Annotated in this window: 17 protein-coding genes; 3 read left to right on the top strand and 14 right to left on the bottom strand. The window is 59.6% G+C overall.

The window, feature by feature from the left end; all coding sequences use genetic code 11:
* Positions 1–121: 121 nt before the first annotated feature.
* The 8 genes from CMV30_RS16755 to CMV30_RS16790 form a co-directional block, all read right to left on the bottom strand.
* The gene (locus CMV30_RS16755; protein ID WP_096057089.1) at positions 122–1,378 is read right to left on the bottom strand and encodes a DUF1501 domain-containing protein; all 1,257 of its coding nucleotides are present in this window, start codon (positions 1,376–1,378) and stop codon (positions 122–124) included.
* A 24-nt stretch (positions 1,379–1,402) separates the two neighbouring features.
* A complete protein-coding gene (locus CMV30_RS16760; RefSeq protein WP_096057090.1) occupies positions 1,403–2,959 on the bottom strand; it encodes a DUF1800 domain-containing protein in 1,557 nt (518 codons plus the stop codon).
* 186 nt (positions 2,960–3,145) lie between these two features.
* A complete protein-coding gene (locus CMV30_RS16765; protein ID WP_096057091.1) occupies positions 3,146–4,588 on the bottom strand; it encodes a hypothetical protein in 1,443 nt (480 codons plus the stop codon).
* On the bottom strand, positions 4,572–4,967 hold the full coding sequence (locus CMV30_RS16770) for a hypothetical protein (protein WP_096057092.1): 396 nt from the start codon (positions 4,965–4,967) through the stop codon (positions 4,572–4,574). The genes CMV30_RS16765 and CMV30_RS16770 overlap by 17 nt, the downstream gene beginning before the upstream one ends.
* The gene (locus CMV30_RS16775; RefSeq protein WP_096057093.1) at positions 4,964–5,620 is read right to left on the bottom strand and encodes an RNA polymerase sigma factor; all 657 of its coding nucleotides are present in this window, start codon (positions 5,618–5,620) and stop codon (positions 4,964–4,966) included. The genes CMV30_RS16770 and CMV30_RS16775 overlap by 4 nt, the downstream gene beginning before the upstream one ends.
* A 226-nt stretch (positions 5,621–5,846) precedes the next feature.
* Positions 5,847–6,995, bottom strand: a complete 1,149-nt coding sequence (gene alr / locus CMV30_RS16780; RefSeq protein WP_096057094.1) for an alanine racemase — start codon at positions 6,993–6,995, stop codon at positions 5,847–5,849.
* A gap of 233 nt (positions 6,996–7,228) precedes the next feature.
* Complete coding sequence (locus tag CMV30_RS16785; protein ID WP_096057095.1) at positions 7,229–7,921, bottom strand: peptidase M22; 693 nt, start codon at positions 7,919–7,921, stop codon at positions 7,229–7,231.
* A gap of 102 nt (positions 7,922–8,023) precedes the next feature.
* Positions 8,024–8,179, bottom strand: a complete 156-nt coding sequence (locus tag CMV30_RS16790; RefSeq protein ID WP_096057096.1) for a DUF3309 domain-containing protein — start codon at positions 8,177–8,179, stop codon at positions 8,024–8,026.
* Positions 8,180–8,355: 176 nt separating this feature from the next.
* On the opposite strand from CMV30_RS16790, the gene CMV30_RS16795 reads away from it, so the two are divergent.
* Entirely contained in the window at positions 8,356–9,210 is an 855-nt protein-coding gene (locus CMV30_RS16795) for a DUF72 domain-containing protein (RefSeq protein WP_175414928.1), read from the top strand.
* A gap of 9 nt (positions 9,211–9,219) precedes the next feature.
* Complete coding sequence (locus CMV30_RS16800) at positions 9,220–9,717, top strand: DUF1810 domain-containing protein (RefSeq protein WP_096057098.1); 498 nt, start codon at positions 9,220–9,222, stop codon at positions 9,715–9,717.
* Between the two features lie 113 nt (positions 9,718–9,830).
* Here the strand turns inward: CMV30_RS16800 and CMV30_RS16805 are convergent, their stop codons facing one another.
* Positions 9,831–10,853 (bottom strand): hypothetical protein, encoded by a 1,023-nt coding sequence (locus tag CMV30_RS16805; RefSeq protein ID WP_138223350.1) that lies wholly within the window; start codon positions 10,851–10,853, stop codon positions 9,831–9,833.
* A gap of 417 nt (positions 10,854–11,270) precedes the next feature.
* Here CMV30_RS16805 and CMV30_RS16810 point away from each other — a divergent pair, with 417 nt between their 5' ends.
* Positions 11,271–11,957, top strand: coding sequence for a VTT domain-containing protein (locus CMV30_RS16810; RefSeq protein WP_138223351.1), 687 nt, complete (start codon positions 11,271–11,273; stop codon positions 11,955–11,957).
* 250 nt (positions 11,958–12,207) lie between these two features.
* On the opposite strand, the gene CMV30_RS16815 is transcribed toward CMV30_RS16810, so the two are convergent.
* The 5 genes from CMV30_RS16815 to CMV30_RS16835 all read right to left on the bottom strand — a co-directional run bounded on the left by CMV30_RS16815 (position 12,208) and on the right by CMV30_RS16835 (position 17,213).
* Positions 12,208–12,699 carry a VOC family protein gene (locus CMV30_RS16815; protein WP_096057101.1) on the bottom strand — a complete coding sequence of 164 codons (492 nt, stop codon included), beginning with the start codon at positions 12,697–12,699 and terminating at the stop codon, positions 12,208–12,210.
* A 117-nt stretch (positions 12,700–12,816) separates the two neighbouring features.
* The gene (locus tag CMV30_RS20870; protein ID WP_096057102.1) at positions 12,817–13,263 is read right to left on the bottom strand and encodes a very short patch repair endonuclease; all 447 of its coding nucleotides are present in this window, start codon (positions 13,261–13,263) and stop codon (positions 12,817–12,819) included.
* Between the two features lie 91 nt (positions 13,264–13,354).
* Positions 13,355–15,235: an ATP-binding protein gene (locus CMV30_RS16825; RefSeq protein ID WP_096057103.1), complete on the bottom strand. Its 1,881-nt coding sequence runs from the start codon at positions 15,233–15,235 to the stop codon at positions 13,355–13,357.
* Between the two features lie 141 nt (positions 15,236–15,376).
* Positions 15,377–16,462 (bottom strand): DNA cytosine methyltransferase, encoded by a 1,086-nt coding sequence (locus CMV30_RS16830; RefSeq protein ID WP_096057104.1) that lies wholly within the window; start codon positions 16,460–16,462, stop codon positions 15,377–15,379.
* A complete protein-coding gene (locus CMV30_RS16835) occupies positions 16,440–17,213 on the bottom strand; it encodes a hypothetical protein (protein WP_096057105.1) in 774 nt (257 codons plus the stop codon). Before CMV30_RS16835 ends, CMV30_RS16830 begins: the two co-directional genes overlap by 23 nt.
* Between the last annotated feature and the right edge of the window lie 12 nt (positions 17,214–17,225).

Below are 17,225 nucleotides of genomic sequence, written 5' to 3' on the forward strand. Positions count from 1 at the left end.
CTCCGAGTCGGAGTGTTGGGTGCGGCGAACGCGGGCGTGCGCGTTGGCGGTGGGCGGAACGGGGTAAGCGGGCGGCGGTTTGCGCGGTGGGGGCAACGCGCCTCCAACGGAGCGGAACGCGTTAGATGAAGCCGAGGGGCTGGTAGGATTTGCCGAGGATCTGATCGGTCGGGCAGGAGAACCAGCGGTCGAGCATCGTGGCGTAGACCTGACGAAAATCGGTGGTGTAGGTGAGGTCTTGGTTGCGCGCGAGGTTGAGGTCGGGCGCGGTGCCGTGGAGGCCGCCTTTGATTTTAGAGCCCATGACAAAGAGCGGAGCGGCGGTGCCGTGGTCGGTGCCTTTGCTTTCGTTTTCCATGGGGCGGCGGCCGAATTCGGAGAACGTCATCGTGGTGACCTGATCGTCGAGCTTGTGGGCTTCGAGGTCTTTCTGGAAGGCGGCGAGGCCGTCGGAAAGCGTCTTCATGAGGTTCTGGTGGAGGTTGGCCTGGTTGGCGTGAGTGTCGAAGCCGCCGAGGGAAACGAAGTACACGCGGGTGGAGAGGCCGGCGGCGATGAGGGCGGCGACGCTCTTGAGAGACTGGGCGAAGGGATTGCCCGGATACGTGGAGGCGGGCTGGTAGCCGCCGAGGACTTTTTGGACGCGCTTCTCGGTGACGAGGGCGTCCATCATCGTCTGCTTGAGGAATGAGTTGTTGCCGTGTTCGTCGTGATCGGCGGAAGGCTGGTGCACGAGGCGCTCCAGGAACTCCATGTTCTGTTTGTTTTCGCGGCGGCCGATGGTGTTGGGATTGAGGCCGAAGGTTTGGTGAGCCTGGTCGGCGAGGAAGGTTTGCGGGACTTCGCCACTGAGATGGATGGCGGTCGGATCGTTGTCGGCGACGGGCGTGCCGGAGCAAGTGTTGTCGAGGAAGCGGCCGATCCAGCCGGAGGAGAGGATCTGGTTGGAGTCGCTGCCGGATTCCCAGATCTCGGTGGAGCGGAAGTGGGAGCGGTTGGGATTGGGGTAGCCGACGTTTTGGATGACGCCGAGTTTACCGCCCTTGAAAAGTTCGTGCATCGCGGTGCAGGCAGGATGGAGGCCGAGAGTGTCGGAGAGGCGGAGGGCTTGATCCTTGGCGATGCCGATGGTGGGGCGGAGGCGGTAGTAGTTGGCGTCCTCGAAGGGGATGACGGTGTTGAGGCCGTCGTTGCCGCCGGCGAGCTGGACGAGGACGAGGATGCTACGGTCTTTCTCGGGGCGCGGTGTGGCGGCGAGTGTGGACTGGACGAGGAAAGACGGGGCGAAATTGCTGAAGGCGAGAAGGCCGATGCCGCTGCCGGAGAAACGGAGAAACTCGCGACGGGTGGTGGGGAGGAAGTGCGGTGAGTTATTCATGGCGTGCGGATTTTCAGGGCGCGTTTAGCAGAGCTGGTACTCGGGGGATTGGAGGAGGGCGATGGCGGCGTTGCGGACGCGTTGGGTGAGTTGTTTGGAGCCGCCGTCTTTCAGGAAAGCGGTGACTTCGTCGCGGTAGGCGGGAGCGGAGGTGCCGGGGAGGAACGTGTCGAGGAAGCGGGAGGCGGCTTGCTCGGCGGTGAGGCCGGCGAAGGCTTTGAGGTGTTCGCTATCGACGACGAAACGGTCTTTGCCGTCGGCACGGGCGGCGACGATCTCGACTTGTTCGTCGGCGTTGAGGTTGGCCTCATTGATGGGGTTGAAGAGGGTCTGCACGAGCTGGCGCCGGGCGCCGAAGGTGGCGGAGTTAATCCATTGGCGTCCGCCGACCCAGCCGCGGACGTTGGGCGGGTTGTAGAGAGTCTGGCCCATCTGGCGGAGGGAGCCGAGGACCTGGCGGGCGAGCGGGGCGACGTCGAGCTGGAGGTCTTGAGTGAGGGCTAGGTAGAACTGTACGGGGCTCTTGATGTAGTTGCCGCGATAAGACGGAGAGAAGAAGAGCTGGCTCCCGAAGAAACGGTGGGCGAGAGCTCGGAGATCGAAGGCTTGGGCGCTCCACCACTGGCCGAGGGCGGGGAGGTATTCCGGCGGGAGCGGGTCGTCGGTGAGGTAGAAGCGGACGAGCTCGTGCGGGAGCCAGGTGCCGGCGGCGGGTTGTTTGTAGGCGAGGTCGATGATGTCGTCGCCGGTGAAGGCGGCGGTTTTGCCGAAGACGGTTTTGGGGCGGGGGTCGTGCTGACGTTGAACGAACGAGAACTCGCCGAGTCGCTGGCGGTAGCCGGTGAACGCGCGGGCGGCTTCCTTGATGTCTTTCTCGGTGTAGTTGCCCTCGCCGAGGACGAAGAGCTCGAAGAGTTCGCGGGCGAAATTTTCGTTGGGAGCGTCGCGTTTGCTGTCTTGCAGATCGAGGTAGCGGATCATCGCGGGCGTGCGCGAGATGGCTTTGGTGAGAGCGGGGGCGGGGCCGAAGGCGTGGCGGCGGATGGCGGCCTGGTGGTCGAAGACGTGGCCGGCGTTTTTGATTTTCTCGAAACTGATGACGTAGATGTCGCTCAGGAAGAGGGTCCACTTTTCCTGCGCGGCGTGGGCGGGCGCGGAGGAAAATTGGAGCCACTTGATGCTCATATCCTGGTAGGCCTGCTGGGAGCGGTCGCGGGCTTCTTTTTGCAGGACACGTTTCTGGAGTGGGTCGGCGTCGCGGAGGCGTTTGGCGAAGTCGGGGGTGTCTTCTTCGAGGCGCTCAACGAGTTTGGGTTTCGCGAGAGCGACGGGCTCGGCGGGGAAGAGGCGGGCGAGGGTGGTGGGGAGGCCGTCGGCGACGGCGCGGGCGACTTCGTCGGGCTGGGCGGACCAGGTGACGCGGCGGAGGAGGTGCCGGGCGGCTGCGGCGTCGAAGGCGGAAGCGGGGAGTTGAGTCCAGGCGTCGGCGGGGGAAAGCGTGGGCGGGGCAGGTTGCGTCGAGGCTGGGGCAACTGCGGCGTTGGAAGCGGAAGTGGTCTTCGCGGAGGCGGGCGTTTCCATGTCGGGAGAGACGCCGGGATCGGGCGGAGGTTTCGTGGATGACGCAGAAAGTTTTCGACGGGGGTAAAGCGCCAAGACGCGAAGGTCGGAGCCATGATTGGGCGGAAACGATTGGGCTCACGCAAAGACGCGAAGGCGCAAAGAAGAGCCGGCGGAAGCGGCGGAAAGAACGATGCGGAGTGGCGGTTACCAGGCCCAGTCGCCATCGGTGGTGAGGTCGTTGGAGCCGGTGGGGGCGCGGTGGCCGTTGTCGTCGTCACCGTCGAGACCGAGGGAGTAGAGGGTGAAGGTGGCGTCGGGGTTGAGGCGGTAGCGGAGCGGGGCACCGTCGATGATGTCGAGCGGGACGGAAGGGAGGTAGGCGGGCACGAGGGCCGTCAGGGAATCCGGATACGCGCCGTGGGCGAGGCGGTGGCGTTCGAGGGCGCAGGCGGTGAGGGCGAGGCGGGTGGCGTTGGCGGAGCGGGCGACGTTGGGGACGATTTTTTCGTAGGAAGTCATGAAGGCTTCAGCGAAGAAACTGTAGGGCGCAGGGGAGAAGCTCGGAGGGGGATATTGCATTGCTTGGAGTTTGGCCCGGAAGCCTGGCGTTTCCTGACTGGCGATAGCCTCAAGGACCGGATCATTCATTCTGACCATTCTGGTTTTATTTTGCAGCCACCAACCTTCGGGCATCAGGGCATATAGACCTGGATGCCATTCGGACGCGGTCGGCTCACTGACAGACGAGAGCGGCAGAAACATCGCGTTGTTGCGTTCGTTGCGGATCGTTTGAGCGAGTGCGCCTAACAGGTCCATTTCGGAGAATGACGCGGAGAAGCGGGCGAGCTGGCTGTCGGTGAATGAGTGTTGTCGAACACCTTCCCAGACGGGTTGAATCGCCATACGAATGAGCACGGCAGAGATCATTGTTTCGACCAAGGTGTAGGGGTGATCGCCGAGGCCTTTTGCGAGCTGGATGGCGGCGAGGACGCTGGGGTAGGCGAGATCAGGCTGGGAGTTGGCTAGAAGCGCGGATGATTGAAACATCAGCTGACGGGCGAAGTACCGTTGAATGCTAAAATTGGGGAACTCTATTTTCAGCAGTTGCCCAATGGCGGGCGGCGGTCCGGGTCTTACCACTCTAGCAAGCGGTCGAAAAAGTGCGGCTTCGCGTAGTTCGGCGAGGTCGGGTTTCTCGATGTTGAATTGAGCAAGAATCAGATCGGCATCTTTCGATGGAGACAAAGCAGGCAGTTTTTTTTCCGCGCGCTGCTTTGCAATATCGCGGGCGAGCAAACCCAGGTTGAGGTGCTCGCCATTGTCCCATAGAGTCTGAGTGGTCGGAGCAAAATCGAAGAACGGTTCTTTCGAACGAAACGCGGTGAGTTTGGAGCTGTCATATTTTTCCAGGAGAAGCGGTGTCAGTAGCGGCGTTTGCAGGAAATTTTCTTCCGCCGGTATAGGAAGCGGTACTGGAAGAGTGTCGAGAGGCTCACCTCGGTCGGCGTAGGTTTTTAAGGTGGCTTTCCACTCACGTTCGCCGCGGATGTTTTCGATCTGCCAGGCAACGGCGATGAGGGTGGCGACGCAGGCGAGAACGATGAGCAAGCGGCGGAGGCGGCGGATGAGTTTAGCGGAGAAGGGCATGGAGTTGTGCCTGGCGGTCGGCGAAGCTGGTGGACGTGGGGAGGCGGTCGGGGTGGGTTGGCGAAGACGAGGACACTCGCGTGGTCGTTGATGGGGCCGAGGCGAGTTGCGCTGAGTTGGGGGTGAGAGAACTGGCTTTTGGATCGGAGCGGAGGAAGTGGAGGGCGAGGAGGAGAGTCCAAGTGGCGGCGAGAGTCGTCCAGAGGCGGCGGTGGGGGAGGAAGAGGGCGCGTAGTAGTTGAGATGTGGGTACGGGGGCGTCTTGGGCGGCGTGGCGTGTGAGCGTGGAGGACAGGACGGAGTGGCGGAGGGCGTCGAGCTGCGGGGCGGCGGAAGCGTGGCGCGCGAGGAGATGATCGCGGGGAGATTTTTTATTCATGACGCGGTGGTGTTTGCGGAGGGCGCAGCGGCGGGTGATGGCGTGGTCGGGGGCGGGGGCACGGTGAGGAGCTGGCGGAGGGCGCGTTTGGCGTGGTGGAGGCGGGACTTCACAGTGCCGAGCGGGGCGGCGGTGATGCGGGCGATTTCTTCGAGTGGGAAATCTTCCAGGATGTGAAGGAGGATGACGGAGCGCTGGGGGAGCGGGAGTTGTTCGACAAGGGCGAAGAGGGCGGACGCGTCTTCACGGCGGAGGAGTTGTGCGAGGGGATCGTCGACGGTGGGGTCGGCGATGTTGGCGAGCGGGTCGGTGGAGGCTGGGGAGCCGGAGGTGTCGTCGGAGACGGGCGTAAGAGAAGATGTGTCAACGAAGCGGGCGTCGGTGCGGCGGGCGCGGCGGAAGTGTTGGGCGCATTTTTGATGCGCGATGCCGAAGAGCCAGGAGGTGAAGCGGGCGTCGTCGCGCAGTGTGGCAAGGTGGCGGACGGCGGAGGCGAAGGTTTCCTGGACGAGGTCGAGGGCGGCGGTGTCGTCGCGGATGAGTTCGGCGATGTAGGTGTAGAGCGGGAGCTGGTGAGCTTTGAGGAGGCGATCCCAGGCGGCGAAGTCGTGAGCGCGGGCGGCGCGGAGGAGCTGGGGATCGGGGGGCGACACGTCGGGGTTTGTCTCAGTGGAATGCGCGAAGGGGCGGAAGGTTCAACGCGGGCGAAGGTTTTTTCGCGGACGCTGTGAAGAGCGGAATCGCAAGGGCGCGAAGGGGCGAAGGACGGAAGCGACGAGGGGAGCGCGGAAAAGAATAGGTCCTATGGGTCTTATGGGACCGATAGGACCTATGTCGGAGGGGCGAACGAGTAAGAGAAAGAGAACGAGAAAGATTAGGTCAGAGGCCGAGCTGGGTTTTGTAGAGGCGGGGGACTCGCTTCGTCACGGAGCAGAGGGTTTCCCAGGGGATCGTGTCGGAGGAGTGGCTGAATTCGGCGAGGGAGATTTCGCCGTCGCCCTGGCGGCCGACGATGACGGCTTCGTCGCCACTCGCGACGCCGGGGATGTCAGTCACGTCGACGATAGTCTGGTCCATGGTGACGCGGCCTAGGACGGGGCAGCGAGAGCCTCCGACGAGAATTTGCGCGCGGTTGCTGGCGGCGCGGGGGATGCCGTCGCCGTAGCCGGCGGTGAGGACGGCGATGGTGGTTTCGCGTTTTAACGTGTGCGTGCGGCCGTAGCTGATGGCGGTGCCGGCGGGGAGTTTTTTGACGATGCCGACGCGTGTCTTGAAACTGAATACGGGCTCGGCGCGGACCTGGGTGAGGAGGGATTCCCGGCGCGGGAGGATGCCGAACTGGAGGAGGCCGATGCGGACGGCGTTGAAGGGGCCGGCGGCTTCGAGGGTCTCGAGGCCGGCGGAGTTGTCGGCGTGGACGAAGAGCTGGGAGAGTTCGAGGCCAGGGCAGCGGGCGAGGGCGGAGAGGAAGCGGCGGCGTTGCTCGGCGGTGAATGCAGGGTCGTCGTCGGGGGAAGAGAAGTGCGTGAACACTCCGGCGAGTTTGACGAAGGGAGCGGCGAGGATCTCGGCGTAGAGTTTTTCGGTTTCCTCGTGCCAGACGCCGAGGCGGCCCATGCCGGTATCGATTTTCAAGTGGACCTGTATCGGACGGCCGGCGGTGCGGCCGACGGTGTCGAGGCGGCGGACTTCGTCGCTGGTGGAGACGGTCGCGGTGAGGTCGTATTCGGCGACGTAGCGATCTTCGTCGGGGAGGAGAGGGCTGAGGAGAAGGATGGGCCAGCCGGGGCCGATTTCGCGGAGGGCGGCTGCTTCGGCGAGGTTGGCGACGGCGAAGAGATCGGCGCCGGCGTGCATGAGGCGGGCGGCGGTCTGCGGGAGGCCGTGGCCGTAGGCGTCGGCTTTGACGACGGCGACGTAGCGCATGTGCGGCGGGAGCGAGGCGCGGATGAGGTGCAGGTTACGCTCGAGGACGGCGAGGTCGATTTCGGCCCAGCAACGGAGCGGGAGGCGGGAGAGGTTTTGCACGGGGGACGAACGATGGAGCGACGGAGCGGAGTTTATTCACCGCGGAGACGCGGAGGGCGCGGAGTTTCGGAGGAGGAGATTACTTAATCTGGAAGGCTGGAAATCAGGAACGGAGGGGGGCTGTTTTTTAACCACAGATGACACAGAGAACACAGATGTGAAGAATCTGAAATACGAGCCAGGCATGGACGGGAGAACGCGTATGTTGCTGTGGAAGCTCTGCTCCGGCGATTTCAAGCCTGGCCGGCTGGCGCGCGGTGGATTTTGGCGGTCCAAGTTTGATAGGACGGCTCTTCGTGGAGGAAGGCGTCGGGCTCGGGGGCTTCGATGAAGAGCGGGGTGCCGGCGAGCGCGAGGAGTTGCGAGGCGAGATCGTAGGGCACGGTGCGGACGGACTGAGGGAGCGTGGACCAGTGGCGGAAACATTCCGGGAGCATGAGCGGGCCGATGAGTTCGGCGGTGGGCGTGCGGTGGAGAGGCGAAAGTGCGCCAGAGGAATCGACGGTGACGCGGTGCCAAGTTTCGCGGCGGGCGTCGGAGATGACGGAGAAGTCGCGGAGGTTTTCCGTGAGCGCGAGCGTGTGCGCGACGAGGGCGAGGCTCGTGTAAGCGTAGGACGGACGTGGATGCAGCGAATGCCAGGTGCGAAGGGCGACGGCGGCGGTGCGGATGCCGAGGACGGAGCCGGGGCCGTCGCAGAAGAGAAAGGCTTCGATCGCGGAGAGCGGGAGCGGGCCGAGTGGCGAGGCGGCGCGGGCGAGAAGTTTTTCGGTGAGGGAGAAAAGCGCAGTGCCGGCTTCTTCGGCAGCAGTTTCCCAGAGTGGATCGTGGCCGAGGCGAAGGAGGCCGACTTGGATGCGCGACGAAGCGGAGTCGATCAGGAGGATCGTGGGGTGTCGGTCGAGCAGAGCGCGGAGCGTGAACATCGGCAGGGCCGACGAAAGGTGGCGGCGGGGCGGCGGGCAAGCATTGGGATGCGAGCCGCGACGCGCTCCAAGCGTGCCGCCACCGTTTGGAAGAGGGCGGAATTAACGAGGGCCGCGGAGGCCGCCCATCAAGTAGATGATGAGGACGATCAGGAGCACCAAGCCGAGACCGCCGCCACCGATGGCTGGGCCACCGAAGTAAAAGCCGCCACCGCCGAAGAGGAGTAGAAGAACAATGATAAGCAGGAGGGTATTCATCGCCGGGGCCGACAGGGACTCGGTCGGGGCGTTCCTGTGAGCAGGGCAAAGAGCGCTCTGGAAAAATACCGGACGAGGCCCCGGGTTTTTTCTGTGGGGACGGTGGCGGGGCGTCGTTGTGGTTCGAGCTGAGCACTTCCAGTGGACGAATGCAGCCAAGCCGGTACGGTCCGCGCATGGCTATTCACATCGGATGCGGAAGTTGGAGAGACGACGAGTACGTGGGCGTGCTTTACCCGAAGAAGCTGCCCGAGAAGCGGCGGCTGGCGTTTTATACGAAGTGGTTCGACCGGGTGGAGCTCAACGCGACTTACCACGCGCTGCCGAAAAGAGAGCACGTGCAGGCGTGGGAGGCGCAGACGCCGGCGGGATTTTTCTTCGACGTGAAGCTGCCGAGGGGTTTTTCGGACGATCCGTCGGCGGCGGCGCAGAGTGGTTTGTGCGAGCGGATGCACGAGATGATCGGGCCGTTTGTTGAAGCGAAGAAATTCGGAGTGTTTCTGCTCACGCTGTCGCCCTCGTTCACGACGAAGAAGCATAGCCTGGAAGAACTGGACGAGGTGGTGGAGAAGCTGCGCCCGCATCGGATTGCAGTAGAGTTTCGCAACCGGGAGTGGGTTGACGGGAAACGGCTGGCGGAGGCGCTGGAGTATTTTCGGAGCCGCCAGCTGGTCTGGGTGGCGCTCGATCTGCCGCGGATCGATTCGCCGAAATTGCTCCCGGCGATCGATGAAGTGACCCATCCGGACGTGGCGTACATGCGGCTGCATGGGCGGAATCCGGATTATCTCCTGGGTGAGAACGCGAAGGATAAACATCGGTACGCGTATACGGAGAGAGACTTGAAAGAGATTGCGGCGCGCATCCAGAAGCTGGCGACGAAAGCGAAGGATGTACACGTGAGCGTGAACAACCACGCGGAGGATTTTGCGCCGAAGGCGGCGATCGCCCTGCGGCGGATTCTGGGGCAGCCGGTGCTGCCGGGCATTCCGGAAATCCCGGATGGCGGCGATCAAGGCTCTTTGTTTTAAGGCCAGCCCATGACATCCGACCAATCGCTCGAACGTTTCAAGAAGGCTCAAGATGATCCGAACTCAGGTTTCGCGATAGCGCTCGCGGAGATGCAGGCCGGCAAAAAGACCAGCCACTGGATCTGGTACGTGCTGCCGCAGCTCGCGAGTCTGGGGCGATCGGATACGGCGCGGTTTTATGGGATCGCCGATCTTGCGGAAGCGCGGGCGTATTTGAACGATCCGGTTCTGTCAGAGCGGCTGATGCGAGTGATGGAGGTGATTGCGGAGCAGCTGAAGAATGGCGTGAGTCTGCCGGTGTTGATGGGCAGCGAAGGCGACTGCGTGAAGCTTATGTCTTGCACCACGTTGTTTCAACACGTGGCGAAGAACCTGGACTCGGGGGCGAGTGCGCAACGTTTCGAGAAACTCTCGGCAGTGTGCGGTGAAATTATCGGGCTGGCGGAAAAACAAGGCTACGCGAGATGCTCACTGACGGATGCGGTCTGCGGCGGTGGTAGCGAATAGAGAACGGTTGGGAAAGCGAAGTGCAGGCACGGGAGTCGGCGACTCGCGCAAGACTCCGCATCGTTGTGGGACGATGCGGAGATGCGTGTGTGTTGTTCCGGCAGTGTGGCTGCTCAAGGCGTGATTGTGAGAGGGAGCGGTATGAAAACGAACGGGCGCAGTCTGTAACCGCGATAGATGTACATGCCGGCGCCGGGGTCGTCGGCTGGAGTGGCGAGGCGGCGGGCGCGGCCGACGATGACTCCACCATCATTGATGCCGTCAGCGGAGAGAAGCGTCCACGTTGCGGCGGTTGCGGCGGAGATAGCGGTGTTAAGGTCGATGAATTGAGCGGTGTCGCGAAGATACACGAAGGCTTTTCCACTGGCCGTACCGACGACGTCGCCATCGGTGTTGACGGCTTTCACCTCGGTGACGCTGGAGCCGAATTTCACGGCGACGCCACCCGAATAGAGAAAACCCTGGCTGCCCACCGTGCCGGCGACTTCGCCTCTTTCATTGATGGCGTAGGCGCGATTGCTGAATGAGCCGAGCGCCCAGCCGAGGTAGGTGGTGGTGCCCGAGCCGACGTCATAGGTCTTTCCACCCCAGGTCGTGTCGTAGCCAGCCATGACGAAGTCGTTGTTCATGTCTTTTGGGACGAAGTTGCCGCCGATGGTAGAGCCGAGGAGAAAGATCCAGCCGCTGGTGTGGCCGATGAACGGCTGCGATGAGGCGGTGCCGACGACATAGTTGGAGTCGTTGATTGAAACGGCCTCGCTGTTCCGGGTGAAATCGCTGTCGAAATCCACCGCCAGGCCGCCACCGGGCGTGACGTAGCATGCGTGGTAGATACTGCCATTACGGTCGCAGAGGCCCGCGATGATGCCTGTGCTGTTGATGGCGTTGCCCCAACTCGAATGAGCAGGCCCGGGCGATGGATGAGTGTAGAAGGTTCCAGATGCCAGGCGGAACGCGACCGGGTGCCCGCCGAGATCGTAAGCGGAACCGACAATCTGGCCGGCGTTGTTGATACCCGTGGGAATAACCCACGGATAAGACGCGGGTGCGCCGAGATCAGAGAACAAATAGAACGCAGCGTTCGCGGTCGCAGTGAATACCAGCGCGACGAGACAGAGGAGGAGTTTTGTTTTCATGGGGAGTTGTGTCGCGTACATCGCAAGCGCTCCCTCGCGCGTTACTGAAAACGATTTTGTGCATGTGCATGCGGCATTTCTCGCACGCGTTTATTGAGAGAAATGCCTACGCATCTGCCGTGCGACTGGCAGAGATAGTCGAGTGCTTCAGAAACAGGAAACTTGTCTGAGTGGCGCTCTTTGACGGCGGTTGAACAAGAGCGGTTAGTTAGTAGTTGTGATTGCCGCTGCACCAAGAGCGGAAGCGCTGGTTGCAAAATGCTCAGAAAGCGACTGGTGGAAATGCGGTTTGCCTCCTGCCGCACTCGAGAAATTGCGACACATGGCTCTCAATGTCTTCCTGTGAACTATATTTCCCGGGGCCGCTTTTCACGAAAGCCCAAACTGGCAGGCTTCGTGCGAAGTAGTTGAGCATCTATGCCCGATTCCCGCTCAGTACGTCGTCAGCGCATCAAACTCATTGTGATCGCGGTGATGATCGTTGTCGGGTTTGGGCTCTTCGCAAAGTTCGGAGGGCACTATTGGAAGGAAGCGATCACCGGTTTGCCCGTGCCTGTTCTGCTGCTCTGCCTCGTGGTACTTCCGCTTACGGGTTTTCCTGTTTCACTGATGCTGGTGGCCGTGGGTGCGCGGTTCGGTTTCTGGCAGGGATTGGCGGCAGCCGCGGCGGCGATTCCGATTCATCTGGCGTTGAGTTATCCGCTGTCGGGGTTGTTTCGGCGGCCGATAACGGCAATGGTGACTAAGGCGGGCTGGAGTCTGCCAAAACTGGATCGCGAGACCGCGTGGCCGTTCACGACGTGGCTGGCATTTGTGCCGGGCGTTTCTTACACGCTGAAAAATTATACGCCTCCGCTGGCGGGCGTTCCATTCCGAATCTACTTCCTCGCGTTCTATCCGGTGCACCTTTGCACCGCGGTGCTGGGGTTGCTGATTGGCGGAGCGACGATGCACTTTTCGTGGCTCCTCGCTGTGGGAATCGTCACCTACGGGATCGCGATCGGGATTCTGACGAAGGTGCTGGCGAATCGTTTGCGGGCGAAGGGAGCGTGGGTGTCGGACTCGAGCGCGGACGGCATGCAGGCGAAGTTCGCGAGCACGTAAGGTTAGGCAGCGGGTGGTTGAATCGCGAAGACGCTAAGGTGCGAAGATAGACGCGAAGCGAACGAGGGCTTTGGGGAAATTCGAGCTGAAGACATGCAGAGATCGGTTATCGCTGAAGCGCGAAAGAGCGGAAACGCGGAGGGGATCGCCTGTCTGGGGTCCCGGTGTCTCTGTCCAAGAGGGACGAACTGATCTTAGCGGCTTTGCATCTTTGCGATTCAATCCGGGAGTTGATCGCGGTGACCGGTGATTATTTGGCGCGGATGGCGGCTTGGATTTTGGCGACGTCGATTTTGTCCATTTCCATCATCGCTTCGAAGGCGCGTTTGGCGGTGTCGCCGCCTTTGGCCATGGCGTCGGTGAGGACGCGCGGGGTGATCTGCCAGTTGATGCCCCACTTGTCTTTGCACCAGCCGCAGACGCTCTTTTTGCCGCCGTTCTTGATCAGGGCGTTCCAGTATTTGTCCGTCTCCTTCTGGTTGTCCGTGGCGACCTGGAAGGAAAACGCCTCGCTGTGTTTGAACTGGGGACCGCCGTTGAGGCCGATGCAGGGGATGCCGAGGACGGTGAATTCGACGGTGAGAATCTGGCCCTTCTTGCCTCCGCCCGGAAAGTTGGACGGGGCCTTGTGGACGGCGGTCACTTTGCTGTTGGGAAAGGTCTTCGCGTAGAACTTCGCGGCCTTGAGCGCGTCTTTGTCGTACCAGATGCAGACGATGTTTTTTGGAGTCCGTTTTTTCATGGGAAGGAATTGGACCGCAGAACCGGGAATTCGGTTCGGGGTGTTTTGTTCTCACCCTCTCAACGAATCAGCCGGACGCAAATGGACAGGGGAGTGCGGAAAATCTGACCGCTAACCCTAGCTGCTGGATAATTCTAAATACGCCGGAGACGGCCGCTTTAACCAGCGGTCCGCTTTGAGTATCGTTTTACCAAGGCTAGCTCCTTTAAGTGCGCACTCCCAAACGACCAAAGTTTTCCAGCCGGTAGATTTAAGCGCCATATACGCTCTTGAATCTCGCTCTTTGTTCGCTCGGAACTTGTCAGCCCAAAATGCAGCCTGCGATTTTGGCTTTGTTGCGAATCTGCAGCCAGAGTGGTCGTGCCAGAAGCAACCGTGCACAAAAATTACGACACGTCGTTTGGCAAATACTAGGTCAGGTGAACCCGGTAGGCTCCGCTGATTTATTCGGTAGCGATAGCCTAGTTTGTGCAGCGCCCGACGTAATAACATTTCAGGCTTTGTATCCTTCCGCCTGACTGATGCCATTAACCGCGACCTAGCTTTTGTACTCAGCCGATCCATGATGTTAAGCAGTTAACGGTCTCGTAACGGACGTACTCATCAAACGTGGCCGCCCCAGCACGACATTCAGCGCATTCCGTCTTGTTTCCTCTCAGTCCTTCCGGATGGAAACGAGTGTTCCGAGGTGAGCTTTGTTTTCGGCGCGTTTTTTCTTCTTGTAGCCGAGCGTATCGCAAACCGCTTCGACCTTCTGGCAGAAAATATCTGCGTTCAGCGGCGTCATCCACAGTTCGTCCGGCTTTCCATCTCTGTTGGTGGATTGCCACTGGGTTTCGTCATCCAAGGGATGCTCGGGCCTGAACGGGCGGATATTGAAAATCTTATGATCTATCTGCGTGATCCAAGCGGCGCCCACCTCTGTGATCGCTCCCCAAGAAACCTTAGTGTTCTCACTGGTAATGAAGAGAGCGAAAATCTTTTGATCCGAGTAACTCTCGATGAAGAAGTCGCGCAGGTATTCATAGACATGGCGCCCTTCCGGAATGCGACAGACCTCATCGTCGCAGTTAGTGTATAGGATGTCCTCGGAAGACACGTTGTTGAACACTAGCATCGCATGCACGATGTCCGCGAACGATTTGTCCGGTAACGTCTGACTGATCAAAATCCTCTTCTTCTGGGAATCTACGAGCCGCTTCAGTCCAAGGTTGGGAGAGTTCTGATTGATCGAATCCAAGACGATTTTCTCAAGTGACTCCAACGGCATCTTTACCCCGAGCTTGGCGAGATTTTTTGCGGCCGCCTTGCTCGCAGTCCCACGAAAATCGTCGAAGGCGACCCTGAGGTTTTCTTCGTCCTGCTTCTGTTTCTCTTCCTTTTTTAGCTTTTTATCAGTGTTTCTGAGGTCTGTGAAAGTATCCCGGCGCCTGAGGATGTCTGCCAAGAGATCACGCCTCACGTACTCAAGGAGCGCGACGTAACGGGGATCGTCGGATTTATAACCCTGTCTGTTGCTCAATGCCATGTCCGGCAATTCCGTGAGCTCGAACAGATCGACGTGAAGCTGCCCGACCACATAGACCTCGTTCAGTTTGTTTTGGCCGACGACGGGAAGAATGTTGAATTCGCCCATCTTTCCATTCGCGAACAGAGAGATGAAGTTGTCAGGGAAATCCGTCATCTCGGCCTTCCGGCCCTTCGTGCTCTGGTAGGTGCCGATCCATCCATTGATTTCGAGGGAATATTCATGCTCGGCTCCTTTATTGTCCGTCAACGACAGCGGAATCGCTTTCGTCGGATAGGTGCCGACCAATTCCTTCCGCTTTTTCGGAAAAGTGTTCGGAACCAGATCGCCCAGCGAGGCATAAGCCCTGCCGAGGGTGATGAGCGTGATGAGCTCAGTCATGATGTTCCGGTCGAAATCTTTTATCACCTCCGACTCCTTGCCTCTGATGATGTGGATTTTGAAATCCTTACTTACCAAGGGAAATATTTTCAGGAGATTGCGCTTCACGGCGGTAAGCGAATTGTGCAACCGATATTGCGGAGCCTTCATCACGATGGCCGTTCCGTGTTTCGTTATGTGTTCGAACTCAATTTTGTCCTCGGGGATTGCGCGAAGCTTGCGGTCTTTCTCAATTCTCCGAGATAGGACGAATCCCGACTTGTCACCACCTGCGATGGTCATGACATCGACATTCTCCGATACAGAAAGGGCGGCCAGCTTGCCTACTCCCTTGCGCCCCATCTTTTTTCGTTTGTGCGATTTGGTAGTGGAGTCTGTCTCCGTTGTTCGTGATTCGGCGGCGACGTCCAAATACCGTCTGACATCGCCTTTCGCGTAGGACATTCCGTGGCCGTCGTCTTCCACGCGGATGTCGTCTTTGTTCGAGATGATGTAAACATTCTTCGCGTCGGCGTCGTAAGCGTTAGCGATAAGCTCGGCCAATACGTAGTAGATGTTTGTGTATAGGTTCGGTCCCAATAGCTCCAGTATCCGTGGGTCGATGCTGATTTCGTATTCCTTACTCATGGGGGGTAGGGCGGGGGTATATGCTACTTGTGTGTGTGTGGCTGCTTGTTAAATTCTCCCTGAGCTAATCCCTGTTCTGACCAGTTGTCCTTTGTAGCGCCGCCATCAAGTGCGCCGTTGGCAATGGTTGGATCAACCAGATCAGCGCTTAGTTGGAATCGGCGCTGCTTGAAGACTGTCGATATGGTGGCGGAATGACTTTCCGATGACTTCGCCCAAGCGCACAGGCACTGCGTTACCTACCAAGCGACCAATGGCCTTCATATAGATAGGCTGGTTCGGCTCCACGAAGCGATACGTGCGCGGAAAACTCTGGATGATTGCACCCTCGCGTAATGAAATCGCGCGATCCTGTTCAGGATGTCCAAACCGCCCGTTTCCAAACCCAAAAAACTGGGTGGTAATTGTCGGGGCAGGCTCATCCCATGACATGCGACCATAAACGCTGGGGTATGTCTTGCCGCTTTTCTTCCTGTGGCACTTGGCAACAAGTTCATTGGGCCAATCGCGCCAAGTACCACTGGGCTTCGATGCGCGAATTCGCTTCAGATTCAGGGGCGACAGCTCGGACGATTGATGAATCGGATCTGACTTATCAACACCACCTGACGCGAGCACGGGAAGATCGCTGAGGGCGTCGCGGACTGTCTTGGTGCGATTTCTGAAATGTGAAGGAGGCAGGAGGTCAATTTTACCAAGCCGAGAAGCCATGACTACGAGTCGTGAGCGCTGTTGTGGAATACCGTAGTCTTCGCAGCGCACGATCTTTTCGGCGGTGTGATAGCCCGATTCGTGGAGAAATCCCAGGAATTCACCGAATACAGTATGCTCAGCGAGCCCGGGAACGTTCTCCATCGTAACCAGCTCGGGATTGAGTTCGCGTACTACCCGCAAAAATTCCCGGAGCAGCCACCACCGACTATCGGTTTTGTCGGCTTTCTGATTATATGTTGAGAACGTCTGACAAGGTGCGCATCCGGCAATCAAGCGAATGGATTCGTCCGCAACGAAGTGAGATGCGAGTTCTGCCGTCTTGATTTCACGGACATCTTTCAGGAGGCAAGGCGCAGAATTGTTGTATTCGTAAGGGTATTGGCAGGCAGGATCGACATCAACGCCCAGACGCACCTTCACGCCTGCTTTTTTGAGGCCGCAAGTCAGCCCGCCCGCGCCGCAAAATAGATCAACTGCTTGGATGCCCCGCTCAAGAACGTGTCGCCTTTTCATCTGTGATATTCCCGACGATGTCCATTCGCCAGCACACTTCGCAAGCCAAGTATTCCCTCACCACGATGCGAATTACGATACCTCCCGCATCGTCGATGGCTAGATAACGGTAGTTGCCCTCCTGGACTTCGACCCAGTCATTTATCAGCATTCGGACTCTAGATTCTTTGCCATCACCTGAATTGAGTACCATCTCGGTAACGAGCAGTCGCTGCAGTCCGCGAGAGCCCACCTCTCCAAACATTTTTTGCTCATGGAAGGCATTGAACGCGTCTCTGACATCGCTAGGTAAAGTAGCGAGCGGGCCACACCAGAAATGGTCGGGGGGCTCACGGCACGGTTGGCTCAACTCATAAGCTGCATGCCCCCTAGCTAGCTTGAGCAGAACATTCGCGACGCGGTCTTGTTCGACAGCAAACTCAACGGTGTTGGTGGACTGGCGCTTCGCGCTCTCAATTCTAGCCCGCAGCGCAGGAGAGTTTCGGAGAATCCGAGCAACGGAGGGACGGGATATTTTGTCGGGCTCTGCTGAGCCGGAGAGAACGGCATCGACTAAGCATACGAGATACTCCTCATCCTTGGAGAAACTCTGATTACAGGTCTGGCAGCACCCGATGACGGGAAGATTTTCGGGGAATGGTTGGTCCAAGAGGCTTCGTGAAGGGATGTGGTCGCGAGTATCCGCTGGACCTGCACAGTGGATGCAGCCGTTGATCAGTCTGTTGTCGGCGAAGTCTTTTAGCTGATCCATGACCGTTGGTAA

The organism is Nibricoccus aquaticus (assembly GCF_002310495.1).
Lineage (GTDB): Bacteria > Verrucomicrobiota > Verrucomicrobiia > Opitutales > Opitutaceae > Nibricoccus > Nibricoccus aquaticus.